This window comes from Romboutsia sp. CE17 (assembly GCF_012317385.1).
Taxonomy (GTDB): Bacteria; Bacillota; Clostridia; order Peptostreptococcales; family Peptostreptococcaceae; genus Romboutsia_E.
On the sequence record NZ_CP051144.1, the window covers coordinates 1,140,595 to 1,159,859 of the forward strand.

Sequence of the window (19,265 nt, forward strand, 5' to 3'; positions counted from 1 at the left end):
ATTAGGAGAATTGATATATGAAATTTATGAGCTTTAAGAATAACCAAAAAGTAAAAGTAGGAGTACTACTAAAAAATGAGCAATATGTAGTGGATATAAATGATTTAAATTTATCAAAAAACTATGATGATATGTTAGATCTAATAGAAAATATAAGTGATAAAGATATAGAAATAATTAAAAATTTTAATTTTGATGAAAATAATGTAAAAACATATAGTTTAGATTGTATAGATATATGTGCACCTATAATTAAACCAAAGCACGATATTATATGCATAGGAGTAAATTATCAAGAGCATTTAAATGAAACAAAAAATAGTTTCAAAAAAGGTGAATTTATAGAACCTAAAAAAGTTGTATATTTTTCAAAAAGAGTTGTAGAAGCAATTGGAAATGACGACTATATAGAAAATGATAATTTTACAGATGAATTAGATTATGAAGTTGAATTAGCAGTTATAATTGGTAAAAAAGGTAAGAATATAAGTAAAGAAGAAGTTAAAGACTATATATTCGGTTATACAATAATGAATGACATTTCAGCAAGAGACTTACAACAGCAACATCTTCAATGGTATAGAGGAAAGAGCTTAGATACATTCACATCATTAGGACCAGTCATAGTACACAAAGAAGAAATTCCATTCCCAATAGAGTTAGACATTTATAGTAAAGTAAATGGAGAAATAAGGCAAAAATCAAATACAAAATATCTTTTAAGTGATATACCTAGTATAATATCTGAAATTTCAACAGGAATGACACTTGAACCAGGGGATATTATAGCTACAGGTACGCCTTCAGGAGTTGGCATGGGATTTAATCCTCCAAAGTATATGAAATCTAAGGATATAGTTGAGTGTGGAATAGAAAGAATTGGAGTATTAAGAAATGTAGTTAAGTAAAAGTATAAATTATTAAGGAGGAAACTATTATGTTAGGAAAATGGCTAACACCTGTAGTTACAGCTTTTGATAAAAATGGCAATCTTGACTATAAATAAAATAGACAAATAAAAGACAGTATCATAATTTGATACTGTCTTTTATTATGTCTTAAGTTTAATAAAAAACTGTAACTTATGTTACAGATATTTAAAAAATATTATCATATAATATAAACATATTAATTAGAAGATAAAATTTAAATGAGTGTATAAAATACACATTAACTAAAGAGGAGGAAATTATAATGAGCTTATTTTTAGGGAAAATACATTATTGGTTATTCAACAAAATATTATGGTTTGAAGGTTTAGAAGAAGAAATAATAAAACTAGCAAAAAGTGAAGGTTTAAATATAGAAAAGTTAAGCAGTGAAATTAACTTAAAGTATGGAGAAAAACTTCCAAACAAAAAACTAGAAGAAATGATAGATACAAATAACATTCATGGATGGTTACAAAGTAAAATACATTCTGCCGAAGGTAGAATGGCATCATGGACTAAGGCGATACTAGAAAATGACGAAAATTCATTAAAAAAATTAGAAGAAGTATATATTGAACAAGGTATAAAAGCTGCCAAAGAAGTAAAAGAATCTAAAACTATTACAAATGCATCAGAGATATATTATAGTGTAAATGACTATATATTAGATGGTATGCCATGTGATAGAGTAAATGAAGTTATTATATCAGAAGATGAAAAGGTAGAGTGGAAGAGAAGAATATGTGTACACCAAGATATATGGGGTAAAGAAGGCATAGATGTTAATACATTCTACTCTTTAAGAAGCTTATGGATAAAAGCTTTTGTAAATGAAGTAAATAATGACTTTGAGTATGTTGAAATAGATGGCGAAACTATGGTCATTAAGAAAAAATAATTACTAATAGAGATGAGACATCAGAAGGAGAGCAAGTATATAATAGCAAATGCAATTTCTTATACTCATTTACTAGAAAGACATATAGATAAAGAAGATAGAGTTATATATAAATTTGCACAAAGAGAATTAGATAAAGAGATATTAGAAAAAATTGATATAGAATGCTTAAATTTTGAAAATAATAACACAGAGGTCAAAGATAGAAACATATCAATTTTAGAAAGTTTAGAAAATAAGTATCTATAATCGGAGGCGAAAGCATGAAACCTATAAATATTAATCAAATAGAAACAAATAGAGAATTTTTAGTAGATAATGAAAAGTACAAAACATTATTCTTTAAATTTGAAGAAGGTAAGGGGCTTCCTAATCACTCTCATAATGGATATGCAAGTATTCAAGTTTTAAGCGGTATCGTGGATATGGAATTTGTAACTGGTGAGAAGTTTGAATTAAGAGAAGGAGACTTTTTACCATTTGATGCAAGAATAGAACATAATGTAATAGCAAGAGTTACTAGTAAAGTAGTAGTTACTATATTAAAATAGCTATATTATATAAATTTAGGTATAAAATAAAGGAGGTTTAAGATATGATAACAAAAGACAATACTATAGGTGAAATATTAGAAACAAATCCAAAGGCTGCAGATATTCTTATGGGATTTGGTATGGGATGCTTAGGTTGTCCATCTTCTTCAATGGAAACTTTGGAACAAGCATGTTTTATACACGACTTAAACTTAGAAGAAGTTTTAGAAAAGCTTAATTCTAGTAAATAGACATTAAAATAATATATATAATTTTTGTTAAATAATCTTAGTACATTTATTATAAATGTCTAAGATTATTTTTATTTTAATATAAATTAAAAAAAATTACAAATTTAAAAAATGTAACCTATGTTACGGAAATTATATTAGTTTATATATATAATGTGTATACAAAATGAACATTAAATATTTGGAGGAATAATTATGGAAAATAAAATGTTTTGTTATCAATGCCAAGAAACAGCAGGTTGCACAGGATGTACTAAGTTTGGAGTTTGTGGTAAATCACCTGATCTAGCAAGAATGCAAGACTTATTAATATATACAACTAAAGGATTATCAGAAGTAACAACAAGACTTAGAGCAGAAGGTAAAGAAGTAAGTAAAGATGTTAATCACTTAATAACTATAAACTTATTTACTACAATAACTAATGCTAACTTTGATGATGCAGTATTCTATGCAAGAGTTAAAGAAACTTTAAGTACTAAAGAAGATTTATTATCTAAGCTGGATAATAAAGAAAACTTATCAGAAGCAGCACTATGGAATGCGACTTCAAAGGAAGACATGGATGTAAAAGTAGGTATTTTAGCTAAAATAAAGGATGCTATACTTGGAAGTGGAAAAGAAGAAGTATCTGCTGATATAGATAAATTACTAGATGAAAAATCAACTAAAGTAGGTGTATTAGCTACTAAAGATGAAGATATAAGAAGTTTAAGAGAGCTTATAACATATGGTTTAAAAGGTATGTCAGCTTACATGAAGCATGCTAATGCTTTAGGCTATGATAGCGAAGATATAAATGCATTTATGCAAGCTACTTTAGCTAAAACTTTAGATGATAGCTTATCTATAGATGAATTAATAGCCTTAACTTTAGAAACTGGTAAAGTAGGTGTAGATGGTATGGCACTACTTGATAGTGCAAATACTGGAACTTACGGACATCCAGAAATAACTAAAGTTAACATAGGAGTTAGAAATAACCCAGGAATACTTGTATCAGGACATGACTTAAAAGATTTAGAGTTATTATTAAAGCAAACAGAAGGAACTGGAGTAGATGTTTATACTCACTCTGAAATGTTACCAGCTCACTACTATCCAGCATTTAAGAAGTATTCTCACTTTGCAGGAAACTACGGAAATGCTTGGTGGAAACAAAAAGAAGAATTTGAAAGCTTCAATGGTCCAATATTAATGACTACAAACTGTATAGTACCACCAAAAGATAGCTACAAAGATAGAATATACACTACAGGAGCAGCTGGATTTGCAGGAGTTAAACATATAAAAGGTATAAGTGAAGATAACAAAGATTTCTCAGAAATAATAGAACAAGCTAAAAAATGTGCTCCTCCAACAGAAATAGAAACTGGAGAAATAGTAGGTGGATTTGCACATAACCAAGTATTTGCACTTGCAGATGCAGTAGTAGAAGCAGTTAAAAGTGGAGCAATAAAGAAATTCTTCGTAATGGCTGGATGTGATGGAAGAGCTAAATCTAGAAATTACTATACTGATTTTGCTTCAAAGTTACCAAAAGATACAGTAATACTTACTGCAGGATGTGCAAAATATAAATACAATAAACTAAACTTAGGAGATATAAATGGAATACCTAGAGTATTAGATGCAGGTCAATGCAATGACTCTTACTCATTAGCTCTTATAGCACTTAAATTAAAAGAAGTATTTGAACTTAATGATATAAATGAATTACCAATAGCATTTAATATAGCTTGGTATGAGCAAAAAGCCGTAATAGTATTATTATCATTATTATACCTAGGAGTTAAGAATATACACTTAGGACCAACTTTACCAGCATTCTTATCACCAAATGTAGCTAAAGTTTTAGTTGAAAACTTTGGTATCGGTGGAATAACTAACGTTGAAGATGATTTAAAAATGTTCTTAGGATAAATATAACATACTAAAAGAATAAAAATATAGAGAATATAGACCTATTTACTGAGGGGATACTATATTCTCTTTTTATTTTTATAAAATCTTCAATTGCTATGAATTATATTTTTTTTGAAATAAGGGAATTATATAAGAGTATATAAAATATAAAAGGAGATTTAATCTATGGAGAATAACATGGCAATAGAATATCCTATGTTTTGTTATCAATGTGAGCAAACGGTAGGAGGTAAGGGCTGTACTAAAATGGGTGTATGTGGTAAAACTCCAGAAATAGCAGCACTACAAGATTTACTTATATACCAAATAAAAGGTATAAGTTGTTATGCAAAAGAGCTTGTTGAAAAGGGTGAAAATGTAGATAAAGATATAGTTAGTTTTATTGAAAATAGTTTATTTACTACATTAACTAATGTAAACTTTGATGCAGATGTACATGTAGAAATGTTAAGAGAATCTCAAAAAATAAAAGAAAATTTAAGAAGCAAAGTTGGAAGTATAAAAAATAATACAGATCATGCTACATATAACTTAAGTGATACAAAAGCAGAAATGCTTAAGGATGCTAAAAAAGCTGGGATAATGTACGATCAAAGTTTAGATCCAGATATTCGTTCATTAAGACAGACTATATTATATGGATTAAAAGGAATAAGCGCTTATGGTCATCAAGCAAGAGAACTAGGATTTTATGATGATCAAGTTGATAATTTTTATGTAAGAGCACTTGAAGCAATAACTGATGATAATTTAGATGTAGAAGAATTAATAAGATGGGCTATGAGAACTGGTGATATGAGTGTTGCTGTAATGAAAAAATTAGACGAAGCTAACACTACAGTTTATAAAAATCCATCTCCTCATAAAGTAAATGTACATGTTAAAAAAGGTCCTTTTATAATAGTATCAGGTCATGATTTAAAAGATTTAGAAATGTTACTTCAACAAACAGAAGGCAAAGGAATAAACATATATACACATGGTGAAATGATACCATGTCATGGTTATCCCGAACTAAAAAAATACCCTCATTTAGTAGGTAACTTTGGTGGTGCATGGCAAGATCAACAAAAAGAATTTGATGGTATACCAGGATGTATACTTATGACTACTAACTGTTTAATGAGACCAAGAGAAACTTATAAAGATAGAATCTTTACTACAAGTGTAGTAGGATGGGATGGAGTCAAATATATAGGAAAAAATGAAGATGGAAAAAAAGACTTTAGTGAAATAATAAATAAGGCACTAGAGCTTGGAGGATATGAAGAAGATCAAGAACCACATGAGATATTAGTTGGTTTTGGTCATCATGCTACTTTAAGTCATGCAGAAACTATAGTCAATGCAGTAAAAGAAGGTAAAATAAGACATTTCTTCTTAATAGGAGGATGTGATGGAGCAAGACCAGGTAGAAATTACTATACTGAATTTGCTAAGAAGGTACCAAAGGATTGTGTAATACTTACTTTAGCATGTGGTAAATATAGATTTAATAAATTAGACTTTGGAGAAGTAGCAGGGCTTCCAAGGCTATTAGATGTTGGTCAATGCAACGATGCATATTCAGCTGTTAGAATAGCCACAGCACTTGCAGATGCTTTTGGAACAAGTGTAAATGGACTTCCATTATCTATAATATTATCATGGTATGAACAAAAAGCAGTAGCAGATTTACTAGCACTATTATCACTAGGTATAAAAGGAATATACTTAGGACCTACACTTCCTGCATTTTTAAGTCCAAATGTACTTCAATATTTAGTAGATACATTTGATTTAAGAACTATAAGTACACCTGATGATGATTTGAAATCTTGTTTACAACAAGGAGTATAAAAAATAATAATAACTAATAAAAAGACAGTATCATAATTTGATACTGTCTTTTAGTATGACTTAAGTTATCTAATAATAAATCTCGTTTATTTTTTTAGAAGCTAAAACTATAAACAATATAAATATTTTATTATAAATATTTTATTTTGAAAAAGAATTATATATAGTCCTCAAATAATTTTCCTTAAGTGATGACTTTTCTCTCTTCAAATCTATTATCTTTATATTATTTTTACTAAAAAAATGCTTAGCTTTTGCTGACAAATCATTTATATTATCATAAGAACATATTACATTAGATTTTTTATTTAGAAAAAAAGAACAATCCTTTCTATGATAGTCAAAAATAGAATGTAGGTAAGGGGTATTTTCGTGTAATTCTTTAAAAAGCCCTTCTTTATATATAAAGTCCTTCTTATTTTTACTAACTATATCAGATAAAGACAATACATTAATATTATTCAAATTCATATCATCCATAGCTTTCATTATATAGAATTCTTTCTTTCCCATAGTACATGGGTTAAGAATTATAGGCATTTTATTATTAATAATTTCATCCACAGTAAAGCTTGGAATTTCAGCTTTATCAATTAAACTAGAATTTTGAGGATTTGTTATTATAAAAGTTGCATCTATATTTGAGGTTGATATATATTTCCTTTTTATATTTAATATATTTCTAAATGTTATATCAGTATTATTTATTTTATAGAAATTACCTAAAACATCATATTCATAATTATAATTTTTTTTATTATATACACTCATAATACGCCTCCTTAAATACTTATAATAAGGCTTTCAACATTGAATATAATTTTCCTTTTTTTAATAAAGATTAAACTTAAATATTACTTAAACAAACTATACAGTAACAAGTACTAGCTTGTAATAATAATATATAGTATCTGATATATATAAGGGGGATAAGTATGTTAAAGAAAATTGTAACTATAATTAGCTCTTTGGCAATTGGTTTAGTAGGTTTTACAGGTTGCAATCAACAAGATAAAACTGAAGCAAAAAAACTTGACAAAATAACCATAGCAGAAGTGGCACATTCAGTTTTTTATGCTCCACAATATGCAGCTATTACTAAAGGTTTTTTTGAAGAAGAAGGAATTGAGATAGATCTTATTAATACACAAGGTGCAGATAAAACTATGGCAGCTTTAATTTCAGGTGAAGCAGATATAGGTCTTATGGGACCAGAAGCATCTATTTATGTTTACAATCAAGGTAGTAAAGATTATGCTATAAACTTTGCTCAACTTACTCAAAGAGATGGTAGTTTCTTAGTATCAAGAGAGAAAAATGATGATTTTAGTTATGAAGATTTAAAAGGATCAGAGGTACTTGGCGGTAGAAAAGGTGGAGTACCTTTAATGACATTTGAATATGTTCTAAAAAATGCAGGTCTTAATATTGGAGAAGATGATCCAAGTGCAGAGGTCAACGTAAGAACTGATGTTCAATTTGGCGTAATGGCAGGTGCATTTGCTGCAGGTGAAGCAGATTATACTACAGCTTTTGAACCAACAGCAAGTCAACTTGAAAAAGAAGGTGCAGGATATATAGTAGCTTCAATTGGTGCAGATTCTGGTGAAATACCATTTACTGCTTATTCTGCTACAAAATCTTTTATGAGTGAAAATGAAGACTTAGTACAAAGATTTACTAATGCTTTATATAAAGGTCAACAATGGATTCAAACTGCTAGTGATGAAGAAGTAGCTAAAGCTATGCAGCCATTCTTTACTGATAACTCACTAGAAGATTTAATAATAGTTGCTCAAAAATATAGAGAAATAGATGCTTGGTGCTCAGATCCTATTTTATCTGAAGAAAGTTTAAATAATCTAATGAAGGTTATGGAAACTGCTGGAGAATTAGATGAAAGACCTCCATACTCTGAAATAGTTACAACTGAGTTTGCTGAAAATGCAGTTAATAATAAATAATATTTAATTAATATGTAAAGTAAATTAAAGAGCCTTATTTCTAAGGCTCTTTTTTATATAGACACTACCTTTTGATTATTTAAGTATAAATTTAGTTGATTAAATTTATTTTTGCAACAGAAATATTTATTTTTCGATTATTACCGATAAATTAAATATATGGATGCTAGCAAATGCTTATCATAGAAAATAATTATTTATAATATTACATAATAAGAGTTAACATTATAAATTAAGTCAGCTATAATATAAATAAGCTAATAACTGACTTATGAAGTGTAAAATTTATAGAGTGTTAAAAGGGGGGAATTATGTTAATAAATAAAAAGATAAGCACAATAGCGATAATTGGACTAGTAATTGGATCAAGCGTCGTTATCGGTAAAGCTAATTATGATAGTAATGAAATAGTTAAAAATAAAGAGATTGTTAAAGCTAGCTATGAAAACATACTAAAAACAGATGGTATAGACCATGTTAGAATAACATATTCTAGTGGAGAGTATGTTGATATGTATAGAGATACTAAAAGAATGTTAGACCAGACAGACCATTATCATGAAAATGGAGAATTAATTTCTCGAATACTAGTATTAAATGAGGGAGAAGAGGCAATATCAATAGGAGCAGATAATGGAATATATTCAGGATTAAGACAAGATCTTGCTCCAGATGCAATTGAGGAAAATAAAAAATTATTAAAAATGTCTATGGTAGAGTCTTATTTCATTGATGATATTGAATCAGGCTTAGATATTAATTGGGAATCATCATATACAGATTCTGATAAAGTCATTAAATATTCAAGCAAAAATCATAATTTATACATAGATAAGCAGAGTAATAAATTATTAAAAAGAGAGATTTTAACTAATGGAGAAATTAGCCAGAGTATAGAATATGATTTAATTGATAGAGATTCAAAAGATGGACAAGATTTATTTAAAATAGATAGTCCGCTGACATCTAGTATGAAAAACTACATAGACCTTAGCAATATAGAGATAGTAAATAGTAAGGCAGATCCTGACGTACCGCTTAAGTATGCTAAGGGGTAAATGTAACCATTAGACTGATTACCAATACTGTGTAATGGCATATGCATTTGATAAAGATATAGTTAAGAAATAATATTTAATTTAAAAAGATAGCTAATCATAATTTGATTATATTATGATTAGCTATCTTTTTTATTTATAATACAAAACTAACAAAATATGGATTTTATAATGATTTTTTGGACAATATAAAAGATAATGAAATAAGCATTTTATTGGAGGAGCCAATGAATATATTAAAAGATTTAAAATTAAAAAAACAGCTTATAATATCAACTTATATAATCGTACTTCTTATGCTAATAATAAAGCCAACACTAATACAAAGTATAGTAAGTAGAATAATCACAGCATTTAAGCCCTTCATCATAGGAGGAGTTATAGCATTTTTAATCAACTTACCCATGAAATTAATAGAAGAGAAGTTACTAAAGCCTATATGTAAAAAATATAAAAAATTTGAAAAGATATCTAGGCCTACAGCATTAATTCTGACATTTATCATAATTATATTATTACTTAGCGTTTTTATACATTATATAGCACCAGAACTAATTAAAAATATAATGAATTTGGCAGATAATATACCTAATTATATGAATGAACTTCAAAGTTACATAACAAAGAACTTAAAAAATTTAAGTTTTATTAATAAAATAAGCTTTGATATACAATCTATTATTCAAAAAAGCATAATGTATATTGGAAACATTATAAATATGTTTATCTCTAATTTATTTAATTTTACAGTTGGGGTAACTAGTTTTTTTATGAATCTATTTTTAGGATTTATAATTTCAATATATATTTTAGTAAGCAAAGAAACTTTAAAATTACAATTTAATAAATTTTTATATGCATTTTTTAGTAAAGAGAATTGTGAAAAGATAATATATATTCTAAGATTAACTAATCATAAATTTTCTAGATTTATAATAGGACAATCTGCAGATGGACTTATATTAGGTACTGTATTTTTTATAGTTTTTTCACTTTTTAAAATACCATATGCATTACTTATAAGTATAATGATTCCAATATTAAATTTTATACCTATATTTGGAACATATGTAGGTATTATAATATCAGCATTTATAATTTTTATGGTAAAACCGAGAGCAGTAATAATATTTTTAGTATTAATAATTACGATTCAGCAGTTAGATGGAAAGTTTGTATATCCATTAGTAGTAGGAAATTCATTGGGGCTTTCACCATTATGGATTTTATTAGCTATAATTGTAGGAGGGAACTTATTTGGAGTAATAGGTATGGTTTTAGGAATGCCTTTAGTAAGTGTAGGGTATGAATTATTATCAGATTTTATAAATGAGAGAATTAAAAAAAGATATAATTGAATATTACAAGAGAAGTGAGATTATAATATTAAAGAAAAAGAGGAAAATACCATAAATTAGGATATTTTTATCTTTTTCTTTTCATATATTTATAAAATACCTAGTAGGAATAATGATATTTAACATACAATATAAAATACTGTTTTAAAGCATTTTTTATGTAATAACGGAAAAAATACAATCATTAAAGATATACTTGATAGCTATTGTTAACATAGTTATTAAATAAAAATAAAATATAGAATTTGAAGAAAAATAAAAATTATCTGTAAATAATTTTTATTACATAAAAAATACTAGTACATCTTTTATATACTAATATTTTTTATGTAAATTATATTAATTATATTACTTTTTTATAAAATTTTATTTTTTTACTTAAAAAAACAATTTTTGACTTTTTTTGGGAATATGTTAGAATTTATACAAAGATATTAAAATACTTTATATAAAAATTTCATCAGGAGGTATGTCGTATGAGTAAAAAAGAAAAGAAAAGTTTTTCATTACCATCAGCGTATACAGTGTTATTATCAATAACTGCTTTAATAGCACTAGCAACACAATTTATACCTGATATAACAGCAGCTAAATTTTCTGATTTAGTTATGGCCCCAATAAATGGGTTAAATGAAGCTATTGATATAGCTATATTTGTTTTATTAATCGGTGGTTTCTTAGGAGTAACAGCTAAAACAGGTGCCTTAGATGCAGGAATAGGATCTGTAGTTAAAAAATTAGAAGGTAAGGAACTTGTGTTAATACCTGTATTAATGTTTATATTTTCTTTAGGTGGTACTAGTTTTGGTATGGCTGAAGAAACTATTGCATTCGCAGCATTAGTTACAACTACTATGATAGTAGCAGGATTTGATCCACTTGTATCTGTTGCAACTTTAATACTTGGTTCTGGATCTGGAGTTTTAGGTTCTACTGTTAACCCATTCTTAGTTTCAACAAGTATAGGAGCATTAAATGGAGTTGGAATCGAAGCAAACCAAGTTATAATCATAGGAACAGCAGTAGCTTTATGGCTTTCATCATTAGCTATATCTACATACTTTGTTATGAGTTATGCTAAAAAAGTTAAAGCTGACAAAGCAAACTCATTATTATCTGATAAAGAGTTCAACGAAGCTAAAGAAGCTTTCTTAGGTAACAAAGAAGAAGTTATTGAATTTACAGGTAAAAGAAAAATAGTTTTATCTTTATTCGCTTTAACATTTATAGTAATGGTATTAGGAATAATACCTTGGGAAGAATTTGGAGTAACTATATTTACAAAAACTGATTTCTTAAATGGATCATCATTAGGTAATTGGTGGTTCTCAGAACTTAGTATGTGGTTTGCTATAATGTCTGTTATTATAGGTCTAGTTTATGGAATGAAAGAACAAGAAATAGTAAGTTCATTTATGAATGGAGCAGCTGACATGGTAGGTGTTGCATTAGTAATAGGTGTTTCTAAAGGAATATCTGTAATAATGAGTTCTACAGGACTTGATAACTATGTATTAAATGCAGCATCATCTATGCTTACAGGAATGTCACCTATAATATTCGTTATAGTTGCTTTAATAATATATATGATTTTATCATTCTTTATACCATCTACTTCTGGATTAGCTGGTTTATCAATGCCTATATTTGGACCACTTGCAGTTAGTTTAGGATTTGCTCCGGAAGTTATAGTTTCAATATTCAGTGCAGGTAGCGGTATAGTAAACTTCGTAACACCTACAAGTGGTGTTATAATGGGTGCTTTAGCTATTGCTAGAGTTGACTTTGAGACTTGGGTTAAATTTGTAAGTAAAGTAATAGCAGCTGTATTTGTATCTTCTGCAATTATTTTATCAATAGCTATGATACTTTTATAAAATAATAATTTGAAAATTTTAGACTAAAGTTATGTTAAAGTTATACTAAAGCATAACACTAAATAAAAATAAAAAGGAAACTGAGTAATTTCAGTTTCCTTTTTATAAAATATATTAATTTAATATAGAAACAAAAGGGAGGTTATTATGAAAGTAGAAAATTTAAATCCACAATTAGTATTTAAGTATTTTGGGGAGATAAGCCAAATACCAAGAGGTTCAGGAAATGAAAAGGGAATAAGCGATTATCTAGTAAATGAAGGTAAGCGTTTAGGATTAGAGTCAATCCAAGATGAAAACTTAAATGTTATAATCAAAAAAGACGCTACACCAGGATATGAAAACAGTCCAGTAGTAATATTACAAGGTCATATGGATATGGTTTGTGAAAAGAACAAAGGAACAGAGCATGATTTTGAAAAAGACCCAATTAAATTAAGAGTAGAAGGGGATTATTTATATGCTACTGATACAACTCTTGGAGCAGATAATGGTATTGCAGTTGCTATGGGACTTGCAATATTAGCATCTAATGACATTCCTCATCCTGCACTTGAAGTAGTTTTCACAGCTGATGAAGAAGAAAGTATGATTGGAGCAATGACTCTTAATGGTGATTTATTCAAAGGTACATATATAATTAATATAGATTCAGAAGAAGAAGGAACTATAACAGTAAGTTGTGCTGGAGGTGTTACTGCCGTAGTTACTCTAGATAAAGAGTTTAAGTCTGTTGATAGTGATAAAATAGCTTATACAATAGATGTTAAAGGACTACAAGGCGGTCACTCTGGAATGGAAATAGATAAGCAAAGAGCAAACTCTAATATCCTTATGGGAAGAATTTTAAATCACCTATTAAATAATGCTAACGTTGATTTTGACTTAGTATCAGTTAGTGGTGGAGCTAAAAATAATGCCATACCTCGTGAAGCTGAAGCGACTATATTAATAAATCAAAAAGACCTTGTAATAGTTGAAGAAGAAATCAAAAACATTTTATCAATATTCAAAAATGAATTTAAAACTTCTGATCCAGAAGTAAATATATTAACTCATACATCTGAATCTTCTTATGAAAAAGCATTAACTAATGAAGTTAGAGATAAATATATAGCATTAACAAATTTAATGCCTGCTGGTATTCAAACAATGAGTATGGATATAAAAGGATTAGTAGAAAGCTCAACAAACTTAGGTGTTGTTCATAATAATGAAGATGCGATAGTATTTGAGTTTGCTACAAGAAGTTCAGTAAAAAGTTTAAAAGATGTAATAAATACTAAAATGACTTTATTATGTAACCTATTAGGAGTTAAATTAGAATTAGAAGATGACTACCCAGAATGGGAATACGCTAAAGACTCAAAACTAGAAGAAATATGTGTTAATACTTATGAAGAAGTTACAGGGAAAAAACCAGTAATAAGTGCTATACATGCAGGACTAGAATGTGGACTTTTATTAGATGCTATAAAAGGAGCACAGGCAATATCTATAGGGCCAAACCTATATGATGTTCATACACCAAATGAACATTTAGATATCCCATCAACTCAAAGAACTTGGGAATACTTAACTGCTATATTAAAGAACATAAAGTAGTAAACATATAGGAATATTTAAATAATAAAAAAAGACTAAGGTAATTCTTTAACCTTAGTCTTTTTTATATTTATTCGCCACAGATAAAAGTTTCACAAGTTGCATTTTCTAAATTAATTTGAACACTAGGAGCAGTACAAGTGCAGTTACTATTATATGAGCATCTTCTAGCTTTACAATCTATATCACTAGATGTAGTAAAATTATTGCTAATATTATTTGAAAAACTTCCATTAGAATCTTTAGGTACAAATGTAGAACATTTTGTGTTCGCTGTAGTTTTTGCATTAACTCCAGATACTTGTATACCTCCAGCATAACATGTACCAGATGTATTATAAGCACAGTTATGAGCAGCACAATTCAAAGTCATAATTGTTTACCTCCATAAATTTTAATATATATTTTTTATTATTGGTAAAACAAAGATTTTTTATTACAATTAATTTCTAAATTTTTCATTAATATAAATACTTTTCCTTAATATAACTATTAAATTTTAGAAGTATATATTAATATATACATAAGATATTTTTAGGGAGGGTATTATGAATATATTACAAAATGATAATTTAATAGTTGAATCTAAAAGTTTTGGAGCAGAGCTTACTAGAATATATTCTAAGAAAAATAATAAAGATATATTATGGTGTGGTGATGAAAAATACTGGGGAAGACGTTCACCTATACTATTTCCTATAGTAGGAAGATTAAAAGAGAACAAAACTATAATCGAGGATAATACATATTCTATGGGTCAACATGGGTTTGCAAGAGATATGGATTTTAAAGTGATAGAAACAAGTAATGATTATGTAGTTTATTTATTAACTTCAAATGATAATACTAAAAAGTTTTATCCATATGATTTTAATTTAAGCATAAAATATACTTTAATAGATAATAGTATTAGAATAGATTGGACAGTTGAAAATACTGATAGTAGAGATATTTATTTTTCAATAGGAGCTCATCCTGCATTTAATATCCCTACATCTAAACATAAATCTATTAATGATTATTATCTTAAATTTAATTGTAAGGATAAAGTAAATAAAATAAATCTAAATGGTCCATTTCACGATGAATCTTTTGAAGTTGAAAATTTAGATAAGTTACAATTAAGTCCTGAGTTATTTATTAATGATGCATTAATATATACAGATATTGATTCTATATCTATTTTTAATAATGAAGATAAAGAAGAAATTAATGTTGAATTTAGTAAGTTTCCTCTAGTTGGGATTTGGAGTCCTTATTATAGTGAAGATAATACAATAGCACCATTCATATGTATAGAACCTTGGTATGGGCTTTGTGATAATATAAATTCTGATAATGTATATAAGAATAAATCATATATAAATAAGTTAAGTGTAGGTAAGTCTTTTAAAGCGTCTTATACAATAACTGTATATTAACCAATCATTGTATAGGCATATTGATTATGATATAATAAATCAAACAATTTTATAAAGATAGGAGAGAATTTTTTGAAAAAATTTAAATATAGTGAGAGTGTAGTAAGACTTCTTGATAAATAAGGAGTTTACTATAAACGATTAGACCTTATTTATCAGGAAGTCATTATTTATTCTTAAAAAAATAACTGATAAATATAGGAGATTAATAAAAATGAATATAGAAACAATTGAAAAATTACAACTTAATGAAGTAAAAGAATTAATAAAAGTGCATTGCGTAAGTTCTCTTGGAAAAGAATTAATAGATAAAATAAATCCAAGTAGTAACTTAAGTATATTAAGAAGAAAGCTAAATGAAAACATTGAAGCTAGAAGAATTATAGAAAATAGTAACTATATACCACTTGAAGGTCTATTTAATATTTCGCCTATAATTGATAAGGTTGAAAAAGGTATGATATTAGAACCAAATGAACTTATTAAAATGGAAGACTTTCTAAGGGGTTGTAGAAAAATAAAAAAATTTATGGCTGATAAAGAATTTTATTCACCTACTTTAAGTTCATACTCACTTAATATTACAGAATGCTTAAATATAGAAGAAGAAATAAATTATTGCATCAAAAATAATAAGGTTGATTCTTGTGCTAGTAAAGAATTGAAAAAAATAAGAAGAAGTATAGATATTGCAGAAGGTAGAGTAAAAGAAAGGCTAAATAAGTTTTTAACTTCTAGTAATAATAAGAAGTATATTCAAGAATTTATAATAAGTAAAAGAGATGAAAGATATGTAATTCCTATAAAAGCATCTTATAAAAATGAAGTTGACGGAGTTGTTTTAGATACATCATCAAAAGGTCAAACGGTATTTATAGAGCCAAGTAGTGTATCAAAGTACAGTATGGAATTAATATCTTTAAAAAGTGAAGAGATAGCTGAAGAATATAAGATACTATCTTACTTATCTGAACTTATTTCTGAAAAAATTTCAAATATTAAATTGAATATAGAAGTAATAGGGGAGTATGATATGGTTTTTGCTAAGGCAAAATATAGCCTAAATAATAACTGTATAACTCCTAAGATAAATAATAATGGATATATAAATATAGTTAATGGTAAACATCCATTGTTAAAAGGTAATGTAGTACCTCTAAAATTTATAATAGGTAAGAACTATAGAAGTTTAATTATAACAGGTCCTAATGCTGGTGGAAAGACAGTAGCATTAAAGGTTGTAGGAATACTTACACTTATGACTCAATGTGGTTTTGATATTCCATGTAATGAAGAAAGTGAAATTAGTATATTTGATAATATATTTGTTGATATAGGAGATAATCAAAGTATTGAAAATGCTCTTAGTACATTTTCTTCACACATAAAGAATATCGCTAATATTATGAATAAATCAAATAACTCAACACTTATATTATTTGATGAAATTTGCTCAGGTACAGAACCTAATGAAGGTGCTGGACTTGCAATTGCTATATTAGAAGAACTATATTTAAAAGGATGTATAACTGTAGCATCTACTCATTATGGAGAAATTAAAAAGTTTGCACTTCTTCATCCTGAATTTGAAAATGCAGGGATGATGTTTGATAAAGATACACTTGAACCATTATATAAACTTACTATAGGTAAATCTGAAAATAGTAATGCTTTATTTATTTCTAAAAAAATGGGTATAAGTGAAAAGGTACTACTTAAATCAAAGGATTATATAAATGATAAAAGTTATAACTTTGATTTATTAGATAGAAATAAAATTAATAAAAAAGTGGAAACTGTTGTTGAAAATAAAGAATATTATAATCTTTATGAAAAGGGCGATAAAGTTAAGTTACTAGATTATGATGACTATGGAATTGTTTATGAAGAAATGGATAAATACAATAATATAAAGGTATTATATAAAAATGATTTCATAGAAGTTAATATAAAAAGAGTAAATCCATATTTAAAGGCAAAAGATCTATATCCAGCTGATTACGATTTAAATAGTTTATTTACAAGCTATAAGGATAGAAAGCTAGAAAAAGATATAGCTAGAGGATCTAAAAAGGCTTTAAAGAAAATACAAAAAATAAAGGGACTGTAGGTAGTTTTGTGTAAATACAAACTTACCTACAGTCTTTTTTGAATGTAAAATTGGTAAGTTTGGAATAATATTCATATTAAACTTTTGGAGGTAAAGAAATGAAAGATCAAAGAGAAATAATTATTCCAGATTTAGACTACCAAGCTGAAGTAAGAAAATGTAAAACCATGGAAGATGTAGTTGGTAAAAATGGATTAATGCAAAAGCTGTTCAAAGATATTATCCAACAATTGCTAGAAGCAGAAATGGAAGAACATCTGGGAAGAGAAAGGCATGAAAGAAGTAATGAAGCTAATCCAAACTATAGGAATGGATATAGTTCTAAGACTATTGAAAGTAGTTTTGGTGAAGTTGGCCTAGATATACCAAGAGATAGAAAAGCACAATTTGAACCGAAGGTTGTTAAAAAGTATGAAACTGTATGTAATGAACTAGATAAAAAAATAATAGGTCTTTATGCCTGTGGTATGAGTGTAAGAGATATCCAATCTGAAATGGAAGAACTATATGGCATTGATGTGTCTCCTGCAATGATATCTAAGATAACAGATAAGGTTGTAGAGGCTGCCGCCGAATGGCAAAGCAGAGAACTTGATGAAATATACCCAATCGTATATATGGATGCTATGCATTTTAAAGTAAGAGATGATAATAAAATAGTTTCAAAGGCAGCATATATATGTATGGCTTTAGATATGAAAGGAAAAAAAGATATATTAGGTATTTGGATTGGTGAATCAGAAGGCGCAAAATTTTGGCTATCAGTTTGTAATGATTTGAAAAATAGAGGCGTAGATGATATTTTAATTGCATGTATGGATGGTTTAAAAGGTCTACCTGAAGCAATTAAAACTGTATATCCAGATGTAAGTATTCAAACTTGTATAGTTCATCAAATTAGAAACTCTCTTAAATATATAGCATCAAAAGATCAGAGAGAGTTTATGAAAGATTTAAAAAGTGTTTATAGGGCATTTAACGAAGAAACAGCACTTAAAAATTTAGATATTCTTAAGGAGAAATGGTATTCAAAATATTCTGTTGTAATAGATTCATGGTACAATAACTGGAGTAATCTGAATACGTATTTTGAATATCCACATGAAATTAGAAGAATTATTTATACTACAAATGCTCTTGAGGGATTTAATAGACAGTTAAGAAAATATACTAAGGTAAGAACTGTATTTCCAACAGATGAGTCACTAAGAAAATCACTATATTTATCTACCATGAAAATTATGGAGAAATGGACCTCTCCAAACCAAAATTGGGCGTCTACTTTAGGACAGCTTACAATTATGTTTGGAGAAAGGATACCTAACTCTTACACAATATAAATTTTTTTAAAATTATGGAAAATTTAGTGTATAAATAACTAAATTAAACACATAATAATTGTGTAAAGAATTCCAGTATTAGTATTTCTCAAAAATAAAAAAATATTACTGGAATTTGAAATTTCCAGTAATATAAATTATAAAAAATCTTAT

General features: G+C 27.3%; 17 protein-coding genes. 15 read left to right on the forward strand and 2 right to left on the reverse strand.

Annotated elements, in window-relative coordinates; translation table 11 throughout:
• The first annotated feature begins 17 nt into the window (after nt 1-17).
• From HF520_RS05420 to hcp (HF520_RS05450), 7 genes are all read left to right on the forward strand, one after another.
• Nucleotides 18-908 carry a fumarylacetoacetate hydrolase family protein gene (locus tag HF520_RS05420; protein WP_168573051.1) on the forward strand — a complete coding sequence of 297 codons (891 nt, stop codon included), beginning with the start codon at nt 18-20 and terminating at the stop codon, nt 906-908.
• Nucleotides 909-1,194: 286 nt separating this feature from the next.
• Nucleotides 1,195-1,830, forward strand: coding sequence for a hypothetical protein (locus HF520_RS05425; RefSeq protein ID WP_168573052.1), 636 nt, complete (start codon nt 1,195-1,197; stop codon nt 1,828-1,830).
• 12 nt (nt 1,831-1,842) lie between these two features.
• On the forward strand, nt 1,843-2,079 hold the full coding sequence (locus HF520_RS05430) for a hypothetical protein (RefSeq protein WP_243155207.1): 237 nt from the start codon (nt 1,843-1,845) through the stop codon (nt 2,077-2,079).
• A 14-nt stretch (nt 2,080-2,093) separates the two neighbouring features.
• Complete coding sequence (locus tag HF520_RS05435; protein ID WP_168573053.1) at nt 2,094-2,381, forward strand: cupin domain-containing protein; 288 nt, start codon at nt 2,094-2,096, stop codon at nt 2,379-2,381.
• Nucleotides 2,382-2,425: 44 nt separating this feature from the next.
• On the forward strand, nt 2,426-2,614 hold the full coding sequence (locus HF520_RS05440; protein ID WP_168573054.1) for a DUF1858 domain-containing protein: 189 nt from the start codon (nt 2,426-2,428) through the stop codon (nt 2,612-2,614).
• 195 nt (nt 2,615-2,809) lie between these two features.
• Nucleotides 2,810-4,537 (forward strand): hydroxylamine reductase, encoded by a 1,728-nt coding sequence (gene hcp / locus HF520_RS05445; RefSeq protein ID WP_168573055.1) that lies wholly within the window; start codon nt 2,810-2,812, stop codon nt 4,535-4,537.
• Nucleotides 4,538-4,705: 168 nt separating this feature from the next.
• On the forward strand, nt 4,706-6,379 hold the full coding sequence (hcp, locus tag HF520_RS05450; RefSeq protein ID WP_168573056.1) for a hydroxylamine reductase: 1,674 nt from the start codon (nt 4,706-4,708) through the stop codon (nt 6,377-6,379).
• Nucleotides 6,380-6,520: 141 nt separating this feature from the next.
• Here hcp (HF520_RS05450) and HF520_RS05455 read toward each other — a convergent pair whose 3' ends face one another.
• The gene (locus tag HF520_RS05455; protein WP_168573057.1) at nt 6,521-7,150 is read right to left on the reverse strand and encodes a hypothetical protein; all 630 of its coding nucleotides are present in this window, start codon (nt 7,148-7,150) and stop codon (nt 6,521-6,523) included.
• Between the two features lie 164 nt (nt 7,151-7,314).
• On the opposite strand from HF520_RS05455, the gene HF520_RS05460 reads away from it, so the two are divergent.
• The 5 genes from HF520_RS05460 (at nt 7,315) to HF520_RS05480 (ending at nt 14,241) form a co-directional block, all read left to right on the forward strand.
• Entirely contained in the window at nt 7,315-8,343 is a 1,029-nt protein-coding gene (locus HF520_RS05460; protein ID WP_168573058.1) for an ABC transporter substrate-binding protein, read from the forward strand.
• Nucleotides 8,344-8,654: 311 nt separating this feature from the next.
• A complete protein-coding gene (locus HF520_RS05465; RefSeq protein WP_168573059.1) occupies nt 8,655-9,401 on the forward strand; it encodes a hypothetical protein in 747 nt (248 codons plus the stop codon).
• A 227-nt stretch (nt 9,402-9,628) separates the two neighbouring features.
• Nucleotides 9,629-10,759 carry an AI-2E family transporter gene (locus tag HF520_RS05470; RefSeq protein WP_168573060.1) on the forward strand — a complete coding sequence of 377 codons (1,131 nt, stop codon included), beginning with the start codon at nt 9,629-9,631 and terminating at the stop codon, nt 10,757-10,759.
• Nucleotides 10,760-11,235: 476 nt separating this feature from the next.
• Nucleotides 11,236-12,636, forward strand: coding sequence for a YfcC family protein (locus HF520_RS05475; RefSeq protein ID WP_168573061.1), 1,401 nt, complete (start codon nt 11,236-11,238; stop codon nt 12,634-12,636).
• Nucleotides 12,637-12,783: 147 nt separating this feature from the next.
• Nucleotides 12,784-14,241, forward strand: a complete 1,458-nt coding sequence (locus HF520_RS05480; RefSeq protein WP_207711031.1) for an aminoacyl-histidine dipeptidase — start codon at nt 12,784-12,786, stop codon at nt 14,239-14,241.
• 70 nt (nt 14,242-14,311) lie between these two features.
• Here the strand turns inward: HF520_RS05480 and HF520_RS05485 are convergent, their stop codons facing one another.
• Nucleotides 14,312-14,614, reverse strand: a complete 303-nt coding sequence (locus HF520_RS05485) for a DUF1540 domain-containing protein (RefSeq protein ID WP_168573062.1) — start codon at nt 14,612-14,614, stop codon at nt 14,312-14,314.
• Nucleotides 14,615-14,789: 175 nt separating this feature from the next.
• Here HF520_RS05485 and HF520_RS05490 point away from each other — a divergent pair, with 175 nt between their 5' ends.
• The 3 genes from HF520_RS05490 to HF520_RS05500 all read left to right on the forward strand — a co-directional run bounded on the left by HF520_RS05490 (nt 14,790) and on the right by HF520_RS05500 (nt 19,112).
• Nucleotides 14,790-15,662, forward strand: a complete 873-nt coding sequence (locus tag HF520_RS05490) for an aldose 1-epimerase family protein (protein ID WP_168573063.1) — start codon at nt 14,790-14,792, stop codon at nt 15,660-15,662.
• A gap of 214 nt (nt 15,663-15,876) precedes the next feature.
• Complete coding sequence (locus HF520_RS05495) at nt 15,877-17,772, forward strand: endonuclease MutS2 (RefSeq protein WP_168573064.1); 1,896 nt, start codon at nt 15,877-15,879, stop codon at nt 17,770-17,772.
• Nucleotides 17,773-17,870: 98 nt separating this feature from the next.
• The gene (locus HF520_RS05500; protein WP_168572333.1) at nt 17,871-19,112 is read left to right on the forward strand and encodes an IS256 family transposase; all 1,242 of its coding nucleotides are present in this window, start codon (nt 17,871-17,873) and stop codon (nt 19,110-19,112) included.
• The last annotated feature ends 153 nt before the right edge of the window (nt 19,113-19,265 follow it).

Bases quoted from the DNA above. Each gene is read 5' to 3' on its own strand.
- HF520_RS05420 (WP_168573051.1), top strand. From the start codon at position 18: ATGAAATTTATGAGCTTTAAGAATAACCAAAAAGTAAAAGTAGGAGTA.
- HF520_RS05425 (WP_168573052.1), top strand. From the start codon at position 1,195: ATGAGCTTATTTTTAGGGAAAATACATTATTGGTTATTCAACAAAATA.
- HF520_RS05430 (WP_243155207.1), top strand. From the start codon at position 1,843: ATGAGACATCAGAAGGAGAGCAAGTATATAATAGCAAATGCAATTTCT.
- HF520_RS05435 (WP_168573053.1), top strand. From the start codon at position 2,094: ATGAAACCTATAAATATTAATCAAATAGAAACAAATAGAGAATTTTTA.
- HF520_RS05440 (WP_168573054.1), top strand. From the start codon at position 2,426: ATGATAACAAAAGACAATACTATAGGTGAAATATTAGAAACAAATCCA.
- hcp (WP_168573055.1), top strand. From the start codon at position 2,810: ATGGAAAATAAAATGTTTTGTTATCAATGCCAAGAAACAGCAGGTTGC.
- hcp (WP_168573056.1), top strand. From the start codon at position 4,706: ATGGAGAATAACATGGCAATAGAATATCCTATGTTTTGTTATCAATGT.
- HF520_RS05455 (WP_168573057.1), bottom strand. From the start codon at position 7,150: ATGAGTGTATATAATAAAAAAAATTATAATTATGAATATGATGTTTTA.
- HF520_RS05460 (WP_168573058.1), top strand. From the start codon at position 7,315: ATGTTAAAGAAAATTGTAACTATAATTAGCTCTTTGGCAATTGGTTTA.
- HF520_RS05465 (WP_168573059.1), top strand. From the start codon at position 8,655: ATGTTAATAAATAAAAAGATAAGCACAATAGCGATAATTGGACTAGTA.
- HF520_RS05470 (WP_168573060.1), top strand. From the start codon at position 9,629: ATGAATATATTAAAAGATTTAAAATTAAAAAAACAGCTTATAATATCA.
- HF520_RS05475 (WP_168573061.1), top strand. From the start codon at position 11,236: ATGAGTAAAAAAGAAAAGAAAAGTTTTTCATTACCATCAGCGTATACA.
- HF520_RS05480 (WP_207711031.1), top strand. From the start codon at position 12,784: ATGAAAGTAGAAAATTTAAATCCACAATTAGTATTTAAGTATTTTGGG.
- HF520_RS05485 (WP_168573062.1), bottom strand. From the start codon at position 14,614: ATGACTTTGAATTGTGCTGCTCATAACTGTGCTTATAATACATCTGGT.
- HF520_RS05490 (WP_168573063.1), top strand. From the start codon at position 14,790: ATGAATATATTACAAAATGATAATTTAATAGTTGAATCTAAAAGTTTT.
- HF520_RS05495 (WP_168573064.1), top strand. From the start codon at position 15,877: ATGAATATAGAAACAATTGAAAAATTACAACTTAATGAAGTAAAAGAA.
- HF520_RS05500 (WP_168572333.1), top strand. From the start codon at position 17,871: ATGAAAGATCAAAGAGAAATAATTATTCCAGATTTAGACTACCAAGCT.